Annotated in this window: 22 protein-coding genes and 1 pseudogene; 15 read left to right on the top strand and 8 right to left on the bottom strand. The window is 48.2% G+C overall.

Annotation, left to right across the window (positions count from 1 at the left end):
• Positions 1–1,072 precede the first annotated feature (1,072 nt).
• The 6 genes from QUA56_RS30805 to QUA56_RS30780 all read right to left on the bottom strand — a co-directional run bounded on the left by QUA56_RS30805 (position 1,073) and on the right by QUA56_RS30780 (position 6,519).
• Entirely contained in the window at positions 1,073–1,390 is a 318-nt protein-coding gene (locus QUA56_RS30805) for a hypothetical protein (protein WP_333365997.1), read from the bottom strand.
• The gene (locus tag QUA56_RS30800; RefSeq protein WP_333365994.1) at positions 1,384–4,257 is read right to left on the bottom strand and encodes a phage/plasmid primase, P4 family; all 2,874 of its coding nucleotides are present in this window, start codon (positions 4,255–4,257) and stop codon (positions 1,384–1,386) included. The genes QUA56_RS30805 and QUA56_RS30800 overlap by 7 nt, the downstream gene beginning before the upstream one ends.
• Complete coding sequence (locus QUA56_RS30795) at positions 4,257–4,520, bottom strand: hypothetical protein (protein WP_333365991.1); 264 nt, start codon at positions 4,518–4,520, stop codon at positions 4,257–4,259. The genes QUA56_RS30800 and QUA56_RS30795 overlap by 1 nt, the downstream gene beginning before the upstream one ends.
• 119 nt (positions 4,521–4,639) lie before the next feature.
• Positions 4,640–4,810: a ribbon-helix-helix domain-containing protein gene (locus QUA56_RS30790; RefSeq protein WP_333365988.1), complete on the bottom strand. Its 171-nt coding sequence runs from the start codon at positions 4,808–4,810 to the stop codon at positions 4,640–4,642.
• Positions 4,811–5,415: 605 nt separating this feature from the next.
• Positions 5,416–6,051, bottom strand: coding sequence for a Uma2 family endonuclease (locus tag QUA56_RS30785; RefSeq protein WP_333309823.1), 636 nt, complete (start codon positions 6,049–6,051; stop codon positions 5,416–5,418).
• 135 nt (positions 6,052–6,186) lie between these two features.
• Positions 6,187–6,519 (bottom strand): hypothetical protein, encoded by a 333-nt coding sequence (locus tag QUA56_RS30780; RefSeq protein WP_333309825.1) that lies wholly within the window; start codon positions 6,517–6,519, stop codon positions 6,187–6,189.
• Between the two features lie 174 nt (positions 6,520–6,693).
• On the opposite strand from QUA56_RS30780, the gene QUA56_RS30775 reads away from it, so the two are divergent.
• The 13 genes and pseudogenes from QUA56_RS30775 to QUA56_RS30715 all read left to right on the top strand — a co-directional run.
• Entirely contained in the window at positions 6,694–7,311 is a 618-nt protein-coding gene (locus QUA56_RS30775) for a hypothetical protein (protein ID WP_333365984.1), read from the top strand.
• Entirely contained in the window at positions 7,308–7,484 is a 177-nt protein-coding gene (locus QUA56_RS30770; RefSeq protein ID WP_333241782.1) for a hypothetical protein, read from the top strand. The genes QUA56_RS30775 and QUA56_RS30770 overlap by 4 nt, the downstream gene beginning before the upstream one ends.
• Before the next feature lie 2 nt (positions 7,485–7,486).
• Positions 7,487–7,693 carry a hypothetical protein gene (locus QUA56_RS30765; RefSeq protein ID WP_190739234.1) on the top strand — a complete coding sequence of 69 codons (207 nt, stop codon included), beginning with the start codon at positions 7,487–7,489 and terminating at the stop codon, positions 7,691–7,693.
• 3 nt (positions 7,694–7,696) lie between these two features.
• Positions 7,697–7,909, top strand: a complete 213-nt coding sequence (locus QUA56_RS30760) for a hypothetical protein (RefSeq protein WP_333365980.1) — start codon at positions 7,697–7,699, stop codon at positions 7,907–7,909.
• Between the two features lie 2 nt (positions 7,910–7,911).
• Positions 7,912–8,130, top strand: coding sequence for a hypothetical protein (locus tag QUA56_RS30755; RefSeq protein WP_333365977.1), 219 nt, complete (start codon positions 7,912–7,914; stop codon positions 8,128–8,130).
• Between the two features lie 13 nt (positions 8,131–8,143).
• A complete protein-coding gene (locus QUA56_RS30750) occupies positions 8,144–8,434 on the top strand; it encodes a hypothetical protein (RefSeq protein ID WP_333365974.1) in 291 nt (96 codons plus the stop codon).
• 66 nt (positions 8,435–8,500) lie between these two features.
• A complete protein-coding gene (locus tag QUA56_RS30745) occupies positions 8,501–9,223 on the top strand; it encodes a hypothetical protein (RefSeq protein ID WP_333365971.1) in 723 nt (240 codons plus the stop codon).
• A 14-nt stretch (positions 9,224–9,237) separates the two neighbouring features.
• Positions 9,238–9,777, top strand: coding sequence for a hypothetical protein (locus QUA56_RS30740; protein ID WP_333310852.1), 540 nt, complete (start codon positions 9,238–9,240; stop codon positions 9,775–9,777).
• The gene (locus tag QUA56_RS30735; RefSeq protein WP_333365968.1) at positions 9,777–11,879 is read left to right on the top strand and encodes a hypothetical protein; all 2,103 of its coding nucleotides are present in this window, start codon (positions 9,777–9,779) and stop codon (positions 11,877–11,879) included. Before QUA56_RS30740 ends, QUA56_RS30735 begins: the two co-directional genes overlap by 1 nt.
• Positions 11,869–12,000 carry a hypothetical protein gene (locus tag QUA56_RS30730; protein WP_333365965.1) on the top strand — a complete coding sequence of 44 codons (132 nt, stop codon included), beginning with the start codon at positions 11,869–11,871 and terminating at the stop codon, positions 11,998–12,000. Before QUA56_RS30735 ends, QUA56_RS30730 begins: the two co-directional genes overlap by 11 nt.
• 14 nt (positions 12,001–12,014) lie before the next feature.
• Positions 12,015–12,269 carry a hypothetical protein gene (locus tag QUA56_RS30725; RefSeq protein ID WP_270883807.1) on the top strand — a complete coding sequence of 85 codons (255 nt, stop codon included), beginning with the start codon at positions 12,015–12,017 and terminating at the stop codon, positions 12,267–12,269.
• Between the two features lie 152 nt (positions 12,270–12,421).
• Positions 12,422–12,781 carry a hypothetical protein gene (locus tag QUA56_RS30720; RefSeq protein ID WP_333365962.1) on the top strand — a complete coding sequence of 120 codons (360 nt, stop codon included), beginning with the start codon at positions 12,422–12,424 and terminating at the stop codon, positions 12,779–12,781.
• A gap of 34 nt (positions 12,782–12,815) precedes the next feature.
• Positions 12,816–13,196: pseudogene (locus QUA56_RS30715) on the top strand (transglycosylase SLT domain-containing protein); the annotation flags it as partial.
• Positions 13,197–13,944: 748 nt separating this feature from the next.
• Here QUA56_RS30715 and QUA56_RS30710 read toward each other — a convergent pair.
• Both QUA56_RS30710 and QUA56_RS30705 read right to left on the bottom strand, forming a co-directional pair.
• A complete protein-coding gene (locus QUA56_RS30710) occupies positions 13,945–14,394 on the bottom strand; it encodes a hypothetical protein (RefSeq protein ID WP_333365959.1) in 450 nt (149 codons plus the stop codon).
• A 44-nt stretch (positions 14,395–14,438) separates the two neighbouring features.
• On the bottom strand, positions 14,439–14,741 hold the full coding sequence (locus tag QUA56_RS30705) for a hypothetical protein (protein ID WP_015179849.1): 303 nt from the start codon (positions 14,739–14,741) through the stop codon (positions 14,439–14,441).
• Positions 14,742–14,959: 218 nt separating this feature from the next.
• On the opposite strand from QUA56_RS30705, the gene QUA56_RS30700 reads away from it, so the two are divergent.
• Positions 14,960–15,544, top strand: coding sequence for a hypothetical protein (locus tag QUA56_RS30700; RefSeq protein ID WP_333365956.1), 585 nt, complete (start codon positions 14,960–14,962; stop codon positions 15,542–15,544).
• Between the two features lie 223 nt (positions 15,545–15,767).
• Positions 15,768–16,508, top strand: a complete 741-nt coding sequence (locus QUA56_RS30695; protein WP_333365953.1) for a hypothetical protein — start codon at positions 15,768–15,770, stop codon at positions 16,506–16,508.
• Positions 16,509–16,592 lie beyond the last annotated feature (84 nt).

The following is a 16,592-nucleotide window of genomic DNA, read 5'->3' as shown; positions in this document are numbered from 1 at the left end:
AAGCGAAGCAGCCGGCTGATGTCGATGATGGCGAGGGAATCGTTCGTCCGATAGCCAGCAAGAGCGCGATCGCCTTGCACTTAAGATTCCCCATTCATAAGGGTGCATCGTTTTTGTTTCTGCACGTAAAAGTCAGGTTTGTACGGACAAAAACATTGCTTGCTACCGATTGAGAACAGCCATAACCAGCCTCAACAGGTCAAGACACGAACAGCACAAAAAAGCAGTAATTTGACCGAAAAAGTCAGGCATTTGCAGGATATTTTTAGGTAAATGCAGGTAAAGTGCACCCCCTGCAAATACCTGCTTTCCGCCTGACTTTATACTGCACTTGCCTGACTTTATACTGCACTTGCCTGACTTTAGCTGACGCAACAATTAGCTAATTTTTTAGCGTTTTTAACAACAAGTGAATTGATTTAATAGTCAAGTTTCGGTATGGTAAGTTGAATTAAAAATCAAATTTGCGAAGTGCCAGAAAATCGGCAGTGCAGCAGCCGTTATGTCAGCCTTGGCAGTTGCATAAATTGCTGTTGTCGGACTCGCGCTTTGCAATCGGCTAAACAGTTGTTGTCCGAGCGAGTTTGAAAGTCGGGTAAGCACTATGCTCAATATTGATGAGGGTGCATTATTTTTATGTCTGCACGCATTAGTCATGGTTTGTGATCACAAAAACATTGCTTGCTACCAAAACTAAACAGCCTTAACCAGCCTCAACAAGCAAAGGCAATCCCTGCACAAAAAAGCAGTAATTTGGCAGGAAATTGCAGGCATTTGCGGGATATTTTCGTGTAAATACAGGTTGAGTGCGGCCCCTGCAAATACCTATATGTCACTGATTTTGTACAGCTTTCCGACTGAACTTATACTGCACTTGCCTGACTTTTGGGCACACCAAAATTAGCTATTTTTTTTGGTGGCGGCTTCGATCTGCGGTGCGGGGAGTTTGGCAAAGTATTTTGGGCAACGTGTGACCAACTCCCGAAAATCTAGGAAGTGCCGATCACCCACAATCCCCACTAATTCCGCCTCCTTAAATTCCCCAGCGTCGATCGCGCTCTGCAAGTCGCAATCAATGGCCGCCGCTACTCCCGGAGACTGCCAGCCAGTAGCCTCTAGAATCCGTCGGGCAAAACTCTGGACAATTGGCGGCGGTGCGAGTAGTTCGCGATATTCGGTTTGCAGGCGATGGCGTTAGGGCTTGCCAGATGGCGGCGCGATCTGCGTGTCCGTTTTCGCAAACTTCCGTAACAACTGCTGCGATATGGCGGGCCGTGGTGCGATCGGCTTCGGCTATTGCCGATCGGATGAACTCGACACATTCGGCGTGGGCATCTTGGGTGATCGAGGACGGGGAGGGCGATCGAGATTGTTGCGTAGTTTCTAACATGGTGCCTCTCCCTCTGCCTTCAATTGCATCAGGACGGGCGCGTGTGAGATTTTCGGAACCGCAACTGTAATCACTTGCAGGTTGTGCGATATTTTGTCGAGCTTGATTTTATAATCCGTCTCTCTGCTGCCGTAGCCAACGTAAACTACTTCTCCCCTCTGCCCGTGGTGTAGGTTGCCGACTTCGGTTATAACCACGCGGTCGCCCTCTGTGAACTCTTTGTGGTGTTTGATGATTGACTCTGGCGGTGCGATCAGCGTTGGTTCCGGTTGTGGTTCCGGTGGCACGATCGGTGACGGATGCGGTGACGGATGCGGTGACGGGTCAGGATTGACTACTGGTAAGGGTTCCGGCGATGGTGACGGATTAAGCCCTATATCATCTCCTGCATTAGTGATTTCATCTTCACTAATCCCTTTTGGAGCTTCCTTGATTTCTGTTGTTGTATTATCAATATTTTTTTCCACCTGAGTATAGGAGGAATCCGTCACCATCGCTGTAATCGGCTCTGGGTATGTGTTCCGACCCGTCACCGAATCCGTCACCGACCCGTCACCGAATCCGTCACCAGCTTTGCAGCGCAATTGCAATTCGTAATCGTAGGTCGGGAGATGTTCGTCTGCTTTAGTGCGAAGTCGCAGCCCTTTGATGATTTTGCCTATCTTGGTATGCGCTTTTTCTATCTGCCATCCGAGGATTGTGCTGGCGCATTCAATTAGATTGGGGCTGAAGTTCTTTACTGCCTGCGGTTTGTGGCCCTGATCAGAGCAATATTGGTGATAAACCTGGTACAGTGTGCCCTCGGCGCTGGGGGAGTCGCCGACTGATACTTGCCCAAGTGGATCGAAAATTAGTTTGTCATTTAGGAATCCCGCGATCGAATCTTCCCGAATCTTGCTCTCCCAGAATTGGGCCCCAATCTCAGGAATGTCCATCACGCCGCGCAAGGTATTGGCTACCCAAGCATCATCTAGAGAAAGCAGGTAATTTGTGAAGGCCGGCAGTTCTGGCTCAAAATCATTATCAAGATTGCGGCGGGCATTGCGACCTACCGCCGCATTAAAGGGTACAGCGATTGTGCGGCGTGACATACCGCTAGAATTATCAGCTCCAAAGATCGGGAAATTTGAGGCAACAACTACCATGCCCTCAAACTTGAACTTAAAGGGCTTTTTGCCTTTCTCTTCGGCCCGTAGCCAGTCGCCGCCGGTCAACTGTTTGAACTTGCCCAACGATCGAGTTCCCTTGTCTTCGTCTGGGAATATTAGCAACCGCTTACCGTAAGCTTGGGCCGCTTCAAAGCGATTACTACACCAATCATCCAGTGTGGAGCTGTGGGTATTTTCGATGCCGATTAACGATATTAGCAGGCGACAAAATGTACCTTTCCCACTGCCACCAATGCCGATAAGATGAAGAAATTTTTGGATATCAGCACGACCCTTAAGAGTAGCAGCGGCGTAGGCTAGCAGGAGATTCTTGATATGCAGATTGCCTCCCGTAGCAGTATCAAGCCATTGAGAAATATTCCCCCAGTCAGTCGCGACGATCGAGTGCGGTCGTGGCAGTGCCCAGGTGAATTTGTACCCCGGTGAGTGTGGGTGTAGTTTACTCGTAGCTATTTCTAGAGCTCCATTCTGAAAGGGGAGTAATCCAGTTTTGGGCTGCCATTTTCGCTCTATCAGCTTGCAGCGCAAGAATCGCACCGTGGCCCCAATATAGCTAGGGGGGATATTAATAATCCCTTTAGATTCAATGATTTGATAGACGATCGACTCGATAAATTCATCAGTCTCCGGGCTCCAGATACCCGGTGCATCGGCTTCGTATCGATACCAGCAAAGCACTTCATTATTGAAAGCAAGCTTATCCCGATAATCTTCTGTAATCTGCCGCGCCATTGCATCCGAGCTAGGGATTTTGCTTTTTTTCTCCCCCTTGGCGTCACTCTCTTTTTCATCAAATAGCTTGGCTTTGGTAAGGATTGCTCGGAATTCCTCAATACCTTTATGCTGAATAAAATCATCCATACCTTTTGTATTTTTCACCTCGCCTCCCTCGATCGCTGAGGCAGCATCCCAGCACCCAGTTATCGATCGAACCGGCACATCGAATTTAGCCAATTGCTTAGCCAGTTTCCGCTCAGCCGCGCAGATATCGGAATTGGTAGCGGCATCAGCATCAAAGGCAATGATAAAGCCAAAGCCAGCCTCTGCAAGTTTCCTCAGCGCCGGCACCAAATGCCGCAGACTTTCGCGATCGCGGGCTTTACCTGTGAGGCCTTGCTCTACTCCCAGCAAGGAAATTGTAGGCAGGCCATTTGAACACCCGGCAATGGCCTTAAATACTCCCTCGGTAAGCAAGATGTAGGGTACATCATTTATATAAAAAGCTTCTCGCTTTAGGGCTTCAATCTCCCAGTAGAGCGGATTGTCAGGGGATGGGGGTAGGAGAGCGTCAAATTCTCCGACGGGGGAAAGGTATTTTAGCGGTTTCTTTTTCCCCGGTCTTGTTTCCGCAATGTCTGGTCGGAATTGCACTTGCCCATTTTGTCCTATAAATAGGATGCCCGCCGATTTTACTGGGTATCCCAAGTAATGTGAAGCTTGGGCGATGCTGACACTGACACAGCAGTCGCGGGCCCAGGGGTTGAGTAAGCCTCTGCCTGCAATGTGGGCTTCGTGTTCGGGGGTTAGGTATTTTTCGCTGATGCTGCACAGCGTCCCTAATCCTTCTAAATCCGGCGTGGGTTGTGCCACCACTACAGCACCCCGATCGATGTCGGCTTCGATGTGGGCTTGATGTTCCGGTGTAGGTTGCGCGGTATCAAGTTCCTGGCTTTCTTGTGCAGATTGTGTGGTGTACATTACGCCGCACCTCCGATCGCTTCAAAGGTTGCCCCAAACAATCCCCGGTTATATTGCGTATTTACCGGAGTTTGTGGCAGAATTGAGATGTAACAAAGCTTCGCAGGCTTTTTGACTCTATAGGTAGCGCTAAAACTCAGAATTTGCTCGATCGTACCGCTACAGATGGCGGGGACGCTGCTACAGACAGCGGGGATGCCGTTGCGAACCTCAAAAACAGCCCAAAAATAAGGCTTTATTCTTTCTTCTATTTGTGTCATCATGAGGGTAGGCAATCTTAAGAAGATGCCGATTAGTAAAAGGAGCTAACTTTTGTAGGCGAAATCTTCCCGGACTTGCTACAAAAGTTAAGTTTATAGAAATACAAAGATCGCTGGAAAGCTCAGGCTGCCAGCGATTCTTCGTTGGATGGTGCAATTTTATGAGCTTGTGTGCGAAAGTGTTTGAGATAGGTTGTCAGAGCTTCTCTGATAAATTCTGATCTATTTACCCGGTTTTCGTAGCAAATCGTGTCTATTTCGGTCAGCATTTCGGCGCTGAGGCTGCACGTCATTCTGGGATAGATTTTTTGGTTTTCGTTTGACATACGAGCTTAAGAAAAGAGCGTTATCTCTTCAAATCTTACAATATAAAACCCTATTGCGATCGCACATCTCAAACTAATTTCCAAAACATTTTGAGATATTAGCTCTAACTAGGGGAGTAGGTGTCTAGTGCCAAAATTAATAAAAGCTCTACATCCCAAACGCTGAAAAGTTTTTCGGTTGACAGACTCAGCGTTTAGAGGCTGTCTGGTAAATGTTTAGTGGCAGTGCATTCGATCGAGCAAACTTCTTACAACATTACAGAATTACTGTAAAAGTTGCAGTAATTTGCTTGCTCCTGACAAGTACTGATACCCCTTAACACCCCGTGACCGCTTATGACCGATTTGTTAAGAAAACTAATTTACGAGTCGCGTACTCGCGAACTATTTTTCAAGTTTTCCTAGAGTTTTCTAAGGTTTCTTAGAATCGGCGTTTGATTTTCTTTGCCGCACCCCTAGACTTTCTTGCGAGTGCGGGTTTTTGTTGCGAGTGCGGGTTTTGGTTCGGGCTGGGAGAACCTTGAGAGCAACTCAACCAGACTCATCGCCCGCCGCCGGAATGCCCCATCGTTCTAGCTCAACCCGTTTGCAGGCATCCCGGCCCGAAAAATCACCTCGGCAGTCAACCTCAACTCTGGGAAAGCCAGCGACTCAACCCGATCGTCCCCCCTCAACTGTTTGACCTGGTACTCCCCATCTACCAACTGGCAAACCGAAAGTGTGGGTTGTTTGGGATGACCGATGAACTTGCGACCGCCCAAACCGAGATAGTCCACAATCCAGTATTCGGGAATGCCCATCTCTTCATACTCGGAAGCTTTGAGAAAATAATCATCCCGCCAATTCGTGCTGACGACCTCTACAGCCAGTCGTACCGAAGAGCCCATCGTGATAACAGATTCCTTTTTCCAGTGTGGCTCGTTGATGACCGCAGTTCGGTCTAGGACTATTACGTCTGGCTGATAACCTGCCCGATCGCGGACGGGTTTAAGTAGGCAATGACCAGGGATGGAGTAAGGTAATTCGCGACGTTCAATTTCACCTGCTACTTTGATGGTGATAAAGCTTGTAACGTCTGAATGATCTCCTGTAGGATTAGGCATTTCGACAATAACTCCGTTGTGTAGTTCGTAGTGGCGGACAGAGTTCTCTGGATACCAGGCAACAAACTCATCAAATGTGACTGTTTTGGTTTGGGTTTGGATCATGGTTGTCTGTTTCCTTTGCTAGACATTTGCTAGATATTTGTTAGATATTTGCTAGACATTTGCTAGATATTTGTTAGACATTTGCTAGATATTTGTTAGACATTTGCTAGATATTTGTTAGACATTTGTTAGACATTAACTAGCACCTTTACTGGCCTTACCCCGCTTAGCTGTTGCTGCTGTTGCTGGCTTTGCTGCGGTTGGCTCCGGTTCTGTGGGCTCCGGTTCTGTGGCTGGCTGCGGGTCGGCGGAACCAGTTTCGGTTAGCGCCTTAGAGATTCTTTGGGGTGCTGGTAGGTCTACAGCATTTTTCGTCAGCCATTCTTCAATAAGTGCGGCGGTAACATCCGACATATTCAGCCCATTAAGAAAGCAAGCTGTTTTGAATTTGTCTTTTAATTCGGGCAACAGATAGACCCGAATTGACATCTCTCCTTTAGCCACATTACCCCTTTTGCTGATGGACATATCCACCAGTTTATTTGAGCAACAAGGCATTAAGGCATAAAGCCATCAATTTATTGGAGTAACAAGAGACAAAAAGCATTAGTTGACTAATGCACTGATGCACTGATATACTAACACACATATCGATAGAAATCGTTTTTATCGATAAATGCCAATTTTAAAACAGACTGAAATATGGAACCCGAAAACCTTGCTGTGATTGATGTAGAGTCTGAGTCAATCGATAGCCCTGAGCCAGAGGATGAGGAAACCTGGTACTCTGCGGTGCAAATTCAAGGGCTGCTGAAACTGAGCAAAGCCGGATTGCAGCAATCGATTTCCAAGCTTCAGAGCATCTACGGGCTGGATATTGCAACCCTTCGCCGTGGCGCTGCGCGGGCAACCCAATACTCTGAGCTTGCCCTGAAAGCTTGCAAACTACTGAATGCTGGAAAACTCAGCGAACTGCGGAAACTGGTAGAGGCCGCACCGACCGCGCCCGGAGCCTCGCATCCCGGAACCCTGACAATCTCGGAATACACGCCAGCGCTCGATCGGCGAATTGCCGAATTGAACCAAAATGCGACTTCTACTTCGGCATCTCTGAACCAAAACGTGATGCAACTTCTGGCACAAATCGCAACCGAAAACCAAGCGGTCCAACAGCGCGATGCTGACTTGGACACAGCCGAAATCAACGCGGCTCAAAACCGTGGGGCCACGCGTGCTCTGGCCGTTTTTCAAGCCGAACAGAAAGCCCAAGCAGAAGTCTTAGCCCAGCTACGGGCGATGAAACTGGGGGCGGAATCATGAGCTTCTACAAAGTTCAAGTCAAGCGCGAGTACAACGCACCGCGAGTGTTCAATGTAGTTGCCAACAAATCTCAGGACGCTGTTGTAGTGGCAGCTCAGAGCCTGAGAGAAGAAGGCATTACAGACGCGAAAGGCATTGAAATACTCGGTCAAATCAACAGTTTGAGGGATTAAAAATGGTACGAATTATTAACGGTGTAGTTTTTGAAGACGGCAAACCTGGAAAACGGGTTATCAATACCAATGGCGGTAATTACGTCGAAACAATTAAGGGTGATTTCATTGCTGGCACGGTCATCAACCATAAGTCTTCACCAACGCCGGAACGCAAGGATTTGTCTAAGGATGGCGAGGCAATTGACGTTAAGGCTGAGGAAGTTTAACCAGTGAAAACAAAAAAAGCTAGCGAAATTAAGGAAGGCGATGTGGTTAATTTCTGGCCAGGTTTTGCGCCAAACCAAACAGTTTCAAGGGTGGCAGAAATTAATGACCGTAAGACACAAGCAGAATTTGTTCTGATTGAAGTAGACGGCAAAACAAATGACGGCTTGAAGTGGCCACCAAACACAGAAATTCATGTAAGCGAACAGGAGGCTTAGTAATGCTTAACGATGATGACAAAGACTTCGATAAAAACGTGACACGGCTGATGATTGGCGGTGCGTTATTGACCAATGCTCTTGTCTTTGCAGTTGGCTTTGACACAGGCTATCAATCTGGCGCAAAACGAGTCCCGGAACCGACAATTATTCACGGAAACGTCACGATTAACAACAGCATTAATCTGAATTCAGATGATGCTGGAAGCGTTTCTAAATAGGAGGGATTGATCAATGACCAAAGTTTTTGAAATTACGCCTGAATCCAATCCAGAAATCTGGGCTCAGTTGCAGCCGCCTGTTACCGATGAGCCAGAGCGTCCGTGCATCAACTGCGATAACCTCGGATTCCCGGAGTGCCAATTTACGGCTGTTGGACTGGATTTGGCAACGGCTCACGAACTTTCGGAAACCTGGCGACGCGGGGAGTTGTTGCCCGTTATTGGTCATCCGGCGGGCGATCGAGTATCTGACAAGCTCAACCAAATGACAAATCAAAGCCAGCCGATCGCCCTAGAGAAGTAATCGGCCGGCCACACAATCCTCCCTCCCTTAACAAAAAGGGGGGGACTCATCTAAGGAGATTTTACTATGGATTTTGGACGCGACAACAGCAGCGTAGCAATAAGGAACCCAGCAGCCGGACACAGCCCGTACATTGATGAAAAAGCGGGAGACTGGGCAGACACAGAGGCTGACATTCTTTCATACTTGAGCGATGTCACGAAGTTGGAGGCGATGGCAGATAAAGCAGCCAACGCCGAACAGCTTGCCTTAGTTTTAGAACCCTTCCTTGATAACGCTGAAACCTATCTGGAGGCGTTGGGGAAAATTGCCGACGGACAAGTTACTTGGACAGAAATTAGGAAGAAATTCGGCTCTAAAGTTGGGAATGCAATTGCGAAAATCCGCAAACTCAATGCAGAATTCGGCTCGGAGATGGAGCAACTAGACGCTAAAGACCGTGCAGCGATGCTGAAGATTGAAACCAAGCGTCAGCACGGACTAGCCGAGATTGCTTCCGAGCTCACAGGGGATTTACAGGCCGAGCTTTGGCGACATGAAAACAAGATGGAAGCCATCGCAAATCGGGGTGAGGTCGCAGAGAAACGTCAAACCATCCAAGAATCGCTCCGAGAACGCCGACAGAAGCTGCTCAGTCGCGCAACAGTCGGCTCGGATAAAGGGATTCAGGAGAAAGTGCCAGTGACTATTGGATCTGCCAGCAACAACAGCGCCAGCGTGTCGGCAACTGGTTCGCCTAGAGGATTTGGGGGCTGGTTTGCGAACGTAATGAATTTCAACAACCGTTAAGCAAGAGGGGACTTATGCACGAATTTATCGGGGCCAGTCCCCTTTCCTTTTCGGGAGGGGGACAGCACCAGCACCAACAACAACAGCAATATCAAGTTACAGCAGCACCAACAATTGACCAACCGCAGCCGGAGGAAACTAACGCCGAGCGCCAGTATCGGGACGCTGCCAATCTGTGTGAAGTCGTCGCACCCGTAGCTATCGGTTCAGCAGTGGTTTTTGCATTCCATCTGATGCAAGTCGCAGGCGGTTCGATAGTGCCAATAGGGGTTTATCAGGTTTATCTATTAGCCAAGATTACCGGGCAATCTAAGCACCGCTTGGCTACTGCAATTGTTGGCGGTGGCGTGACGCTTGGCATGATTGCCAGCCTTGCCGAACCGTTATCTGAAGGGCAGCAAGTAGGGGACGCAGAACCACGCTTGGAGATAGGCATCAAAGAAATTCAGACGGTTAAAAAACCTGTTTCAAGTAACTTTGATTACTTGCCTTCAATTGGGCTTGTCATTATCGTTTTCTGCCTAATGTTCAAAGCCAAAGGAGGGAGCAAGTAATGACACCATTAACCGAAAAACACGCTCAATTACTTAAGTCAAACCGCGCACTGCTTCTGACCTTTGAAAGACTCCCGATTGCTGGCAAACTGTCAGCAGTTGCCTTGGCGCTTGTGATTGGGGTGGGTAGCGGAATAACGGCGTTAACAGGAACAGCCAGCAATCGGATACAACTCTGCATCCGCAATAAACAAGCCTTGCAATGCGCCGACAAGGGAGGCAAACCCTACATCATGACCGAGTACCACGCAGAGAAGTGGAAGGCTAATCCCAACGTGGTTTTCCACAAAAAAATACCCGCTACAAATCCACATAAAGCGCTGTGGATGGCGCTTTGTGGATGCAGTTTTTGGGCTGCGGGTGCTGGATTCAGAAGCTTGCAAAACTCCGAGCGTCAGCTTGCAAACTATGAGATTCTTGCAGAGAAACGCGACCTAGCAAAAGGGCAACTGAATGCTCGTACTGAGCTGCTGGAAGATTACCGGGCAATGAGGATTAAGGAAGTGCAGGCCGAGGGCGATGTGGAAGCTGTCGCGAACGACTGTGCCGTGGTTCTCAGGCAGTGTGAAGTTTTGGGTGAAGCCGATATCCGCATTGCTCAAATGGAAGCTGAGGAAGCAGTTTTTGAGGCAGAAACTGCGGGTTTACCAGAGGATAAAAAGCAAGAATATATCGACTTTTTGCGGAATCAAAAAAATCCCTTTCAACTTCGGCTGACTGGGACGCAAACATTCGACGGCATCAATAACCCTGGTGACAAAGTTGAATCTGATTCAGCGCCAGCCATCCAGTCAAACTCCAACATTGAGATAGCTCATCAAATAGCAGCCAAAACCTTAAATTCTTTGGTGGCAATAAACAGTTCGATTTTCCTAGCAGCCCCTACTCGCTGCGGGAAAACTCGCACTCTGCGTAAGTGGCTAAAGGATTTAACAACCCGATTCCCAGAGGCAGAGATTTACGTCATCGCCCAGAAATACGAAGATTTTCCCGGCGTTCCGAGAAATCGAATCATGATATTTGACCCGCTACTTCCAGACGAGTCGATGAAGTTTCTGGATGAGGTTTACGAGAAGTTGCAGCGTCGGAAATCTAAGCCAGCAACCGAGGAAACCTACCGCAACCGACCAATTAAAATAATCCTTGAAGATTGGTTCGCCACTTACCAGTGCTTAGTGCAGAAACGAAACGCGCAACTGTGGGAAGAGAAGGCTTCCAAACTGGGAAGTATAGCGACCGTAGGGGGTCAGTATAATGTCGGCTACTTCATCTGTACGCAGACTTTCAACATCGCATCTAGTGGGGTTGCGGACAGCAATATTCGCCTTAATTTAGCCTTGCTAGCTCAAGGTTTAGTACGCACTACGAGCAACGGTGAGGAACAAGGGTCTTATGGCGTAATCGAGCAAATGTTAAACAACTCAAACGTCATTGCCAGTAAGGAAACACGGGATAGACTAACAGCGGAATTGAGCCTATTAATCCCGGCTTCTATGGCTGAGCAAACGCCGATTGTTCTCTCCACGATTGGGAATCCCGTATTAGGTTTAATGCCACAAATTGAAGTGAACACCTCATGGATTGATGGCGGTTCCGAGGCTCCAGATAACATCTTTGATAGTTCATCGGAGACGGGTAACAGCGTCCAAAAAAAACAGCTTTCTGACGCTGAATACTGGGAGCGTATTTACAATTTGGAGTTCAATTTGGGGGATAAAAAGCAGTCCGATAGTCCGACGGAAGATGGCACATCATCGGATAGTGAGTCCGATAACGAGATTGAGTCCGATGAGCCAGAACCGTTGCCAGACAAGCTGTCCGGCTTTGTGTGGACAGTCCGAGCCGTCAGTCAGATGTTCCCTAATGTGGCTCCTGAGCGTTTATTTTCCTCGGTATCGGACGCTGCTCTGTCAGGTGCAAATATACGCCACATTATTAAGTCAGTTTTAAAGTGTGGTGAGAAATACGACCATCCAACACGCAGCTATACAAGGCACGGAAAAAGCCTCTTAAAGTGGTTAATTGAGAACTACGATAATGGCGAGATTGCACAGTTGCCAAAGATTCAAGAATTTCTCAGGAGTAGCACCGATGCTCAGTAAGTTAATCCGCGTTATTCCCGACTTTATTCTCAACCCCATCTACGACGCAATTTTGGCAGAGTTTGTAAGACGTGGAAATATTATCTTCTCTGATGACTTAAACAACCATGACTACAACTGAAGGAGAACGAAACAATGCCAACTATCAAGCAGTACGAGCATTCCGGCAATCCACCAATTCCTGATGAATTAGCTACCTGCATCGCCTTCTTGCAAGCTGCAAAACTCAGAGCCGAAGCGCACATCTGCAACCCATTTACCGATACGTCGTGGCTGGAGGAACCCGAACAGAAATTGATAGACACGGCCAGCGTTTCCATTGATGTAGCTGTGCAGAATTTAGAAGCGTTAAGGGAGGCTCTGAGAAGGGATAAAGATGAAGATGAGTAAACCCACCAGCACCTTCCTAATCTCTGTCCGTCCGACTTGGGCTTCTGCCTTTTTCCTTGACCGCGACCGAAAACAATCGAACTCAGGAAAGGCAACGAAAGGAGCATCCCTAAAACCTGGTGATAATATTGCAATTTACGCCACGATGCCAGTTGCTGAACAGAATCGGAATTGTTCGGGTTCTGAAGCGTGAATTATTGTCGATCGATCGACTGTGGCAGACATCGGATCAAGGGCAACTGGCAAGGGTATCGCGCCAACAGTTTGATGCTTACTATGCCAACCAGGAATCGGGTGTTGGTGTTTGGGTAGGTGCCGCCGAACTCTTTCCCAGTCCGATCGAACTTTGCCGACTTCGCCAGAACTGGGGGCGGCGCTGGCAGCCACCGCAGCAGATTCAACAATTAACCGACGATCGGATGGCCGCACGCTCACATCGATCGCTGAACATCGACAACCTAACCGAGCGCTACGCTGTTAAGGATGATTTGACGGCGTGGCGCTACCAGTAACTGATAACGCTACAGTGGTAGGGGCGACCCTAATCACCTAATGGCAATTATGCAGTTTGAGAGCGGACTAAATCATCGCTCTGTTAACCGTCTCTCAGGTGCTAGTGGGCTAATTCAATTTATGCCATCAACAGCGCGGGGGTTGGGGACTTCGACATCGGCGTTACTGGGGATGACAGAGATTGAGCAGCTAGATTATGTGCAAAAATACCTACTGCCATACAGAGGCAAACTCAACACGCTTGGTGATTTTTACGCTGCTGTTTTGTGGCCTGCGGCGGTAGGTCAACCCGATAGTTATGTTATTGCTAGGGCTGGCACAATTATGTATCGGCAGAATAATGGCTTTGATAGAAGTAGAAAGGGGTATATTACCAAAGCCGATATTGCCCAACTTGTGAAAGAAAGGCTTTAGGTACAACAAAAATGTGCGATCGCTGCACAAACTTCAGAAACTTGGCTGCAACTTTTCTCTGTTAGTATAAATATATCTCTGAACATTGCTATTGCTACGACTCATCCCTGCTTTTTGTGCAAGTTTCTTCTCTGGCATAAGTTTGAGTTCTCATGCGTTTTTTGTTGCTAAAAAGCCCCCAAATTTAGCTAACAATTAAGCAGAGGCAAGCACAGGTTTACTCGCACATTCTCAGAAAAAACAGCCAAAAACAGCTAAAAACTCACGAAAACTCAGTCCTAAAAAGTAAAAATTGAGGTTTTTTACCGTGACGGTACACTTAATATCAATTTAACAATTTAACAGCAAACTCGACATGGTAAAATTAAGTCAATAGCTTGACAGAAAACAAAACAAGAAACGGCGTTTGAGTAGCAACCGTGCGAAAAGTGACGCTAAGACGAAAACTCTTGTGTAGTGAGGGTTTTAGCGTTTTCGTTACATTTTTTAACGTCATGTCCTATTTGGCCCGGATCTCGGCTTAGGGGTTTTGCGCGATCGCACTTACCAAAACCCAATAACTCCAACACAGGCAGTAAGTAAGGTTTCAGCCGATTCGTACAATTTACCCGTTTTGGCACGGTGATGCCTGGTACTCATGGGGCAAAAGGTGAAACCAATTGCCAATTACCAATTACTAATACCCTTCATTAAAAAAGCCCTCGGCATCACGCTGGGGGCTCTTTGTTTTGGGAGACGATCGATCGGACTAATCCTCCTTTGATTCCAGAAACTTTCTCAGCGCGGGTATTATCCGCTTGGGCCACTTTGTATCTGGGGGTAGCGATTCTTTAAGAAAGTTTACGATTTCCCCTACTTGCTCCGGTAGGTCGATCGCTGGTGCTGGATTCTGCTGCTTATAGGCTTCTAGCTCAGCTTGTAAATCGCCAATTTCCAGCCTCAGCCGGGATTCTGCCGGATTAGGCTTTAAGCTGTACCCGCGCTCTAATTCCCGAATCTTATTGCCTTGTTTGAGGATAGTGCTTTTAGCATCTGCTAGCTCGTCTCTAGCGTCGCTTAATTCCCTCTGCCAGCGGACTTTCTCAAGCTTGATCGACCTTCCCGAACGGTGTACTTCTGCCGCATCTTCCTTAACCTGTTTCTTGAGTTGGGCTAGGTCTTCCCGATCGGCCTGGACTGCTGCCAGTTGCGATCGCACTTCCTCTAATTCCTGCCTGAGCGCTTCGTCATCGTTGCCACCGCTCAGGCTGCGGACTCCCCCAACAGTTCAGCCTTTAATTGTGATTTGATATTAACCAGCTTGTCTGCTAGCAGTTTGTCTAGTACAGAGGCAACTGTCGCTTCTAAGTCCTCACCTGTCGGCATTGTATTAGCAGGTTCCATTCCTAACGCTGACTCTAATACCTTTACAACCCAACTGTTGACGCTAGTGCGTTCTTCCTTCGCTGCGTCTTTAATGGCTTCTAGCAAGTGTTTTTTACCATCAAGCCGGAGATTGAGCTGGATTCGATCGGAGGTTTTCGTCTGATCCGTTTCGCTTGTCATAATTTTGTCTAGTAATAAACTAGCTACAATCTAGCACCTTGTTAGCCTCTTGTCTAGTACATAAGCTAGACATATACACTAGCATTAATGCTATAACAAATACTAGACAGTAATTACTAGATAAATACTAGACACAGTGCTAGTATATAAATATAGCGAAACGGGAACGATACAAACCGCCCGCTGCATACACTTCACGCCACACATAGGACGCCACAATGATTAACGTACTCGCCGCCAAATTCAATCAAGTTGACGCTTCGATCGCTAATACTCAGTCTCAAATCGCCGCACTCCAAACCAAACTGAGCGAGCTTCAAGACTACCGCCAACAGTTGCTTTCAGTCGAGCAAGCTATGCAATCGGCACTGTCTCAAGTCGATACCGCGCTGATTATGCTGCACCACGTTGATCCGACTGAAATCGCTACATTCAAAGATGCACTGGTAGTCAAGTTTGCCACCGACGCGATCGGCATTCTGTCCCCAGCCGACACTGCACCGACACAACCGATCGAACCGGAGCCTTTCGCACCAACCGCGCCAGAGTCACAGACAGTGCCAGATGAATCAGTGATTGATGTTCAGTCCACACCAGCCGACATTACACCAGTAGAAACGATCGCACCGACAGCGCCAGAGTCACCCGCTACAGACATCGAAACGCTACTCAACAAAATGTCACTCGCTGACATTCGCAAGCTTGCCAAAGCTAAAGGCGCGGATGCAAGGGGCAACCGGGTCAACATCGCTGCGAGGTTGAAAGTTCTGGTTACAAAAGCTGAGGTGCTAGCCGTTAGCTAGCCGTTGCCCGACCGCTAGCGAACCATCAATCGCTAGCGGTATCTAGACATAAGCTAGACAAATGTACTAGCGCTGACTCATCAAAATTACTAGACACAAATACTAGCTTAATTACTAGACATTAACTAGACAAAATGCTAGTATATATCTAGTACAGAAAACAACCGCCGGCCCGAAGTTTGGTCGCCCAAGGCCGGCGGAATTAGCCCCACAAAGGACTCCCATGATTTTAACCGAAACTGCTACAGCCACGATGATCGACACTGCCGCCCCTGCCACCTTCACCTGTGCTCAGTGTCCGTTCGCTCGACTGATTGAGGATAACCGCTACTGTTGCCAAGTGTCCCAAACCGCTAGCGACGTAAAGCGAGGCCACTGGGAGGCGACAGTATCTTGCTTTGAAGCGCTAGCCAAGGCAGAAGCAGAAAAAGCTGCTGAATCTATTGCCGCCGAAGTCGAAGCGCCGATCGCACAAACAGAAGCACCCGCACCCGCGACACCCAAATCTGCAACACCTTCAACAACCGCACCCGCAACACTTTCAGGCGAAAAACCTGCACCCGCCCCAACACCCGCAGCCATCGGGGAAAATGACGATTCGCCCCCCAACCGGGGAGATAACGGCCGGGGACGGGTGCAGCCGATCGCACCTAAGAAACTCAACCTCTCGCTAGTCGCGGTCAAACGTATCAGTTCCGATATTCCTGCCTCCAACTTCGATCAGTTCGAGCTCGAAATTGCTGGGGAGTTGAGTCTGGCGATCGGCGGGTTCATTATTTCCCCGGTGCTGGTGCGAGACAGTAGCGGGTACAGAGTAGTTAGTGGCCACTTCCAATTCCATGCGGCAGTTCTGGCCCGACATTTGAATCCGAGAGCGGGCGAACACATCCCGGCGATCGTACTTGAGGAAGAAAATCAGGCCGCGGCCCTGAACCAACTTAAGCGACTGAAGTTCGCAGCTTAGATCCCGTGGCCCCATCCCAGAAATCGGATGGGGCTTCTTAAAGTCGCTCAATCTTACATAACCAGCCATATGTTATATTCAAGA

Origin of the sequence: Microcoleus sp. N3A4, assembly GCF_036701805.1 — a bacterium.
Lineage (GTDB): Bacteria > Cyanobacteriota > Cyanobacteriia > Cyanobacteriales > Microcoleaceae > Microcoleus.
The sequence above is the reverse complement of the archived record's forward strand: the minus strand, read 5'-3'. Positions and strand labels throughout refer to the sequence as shown.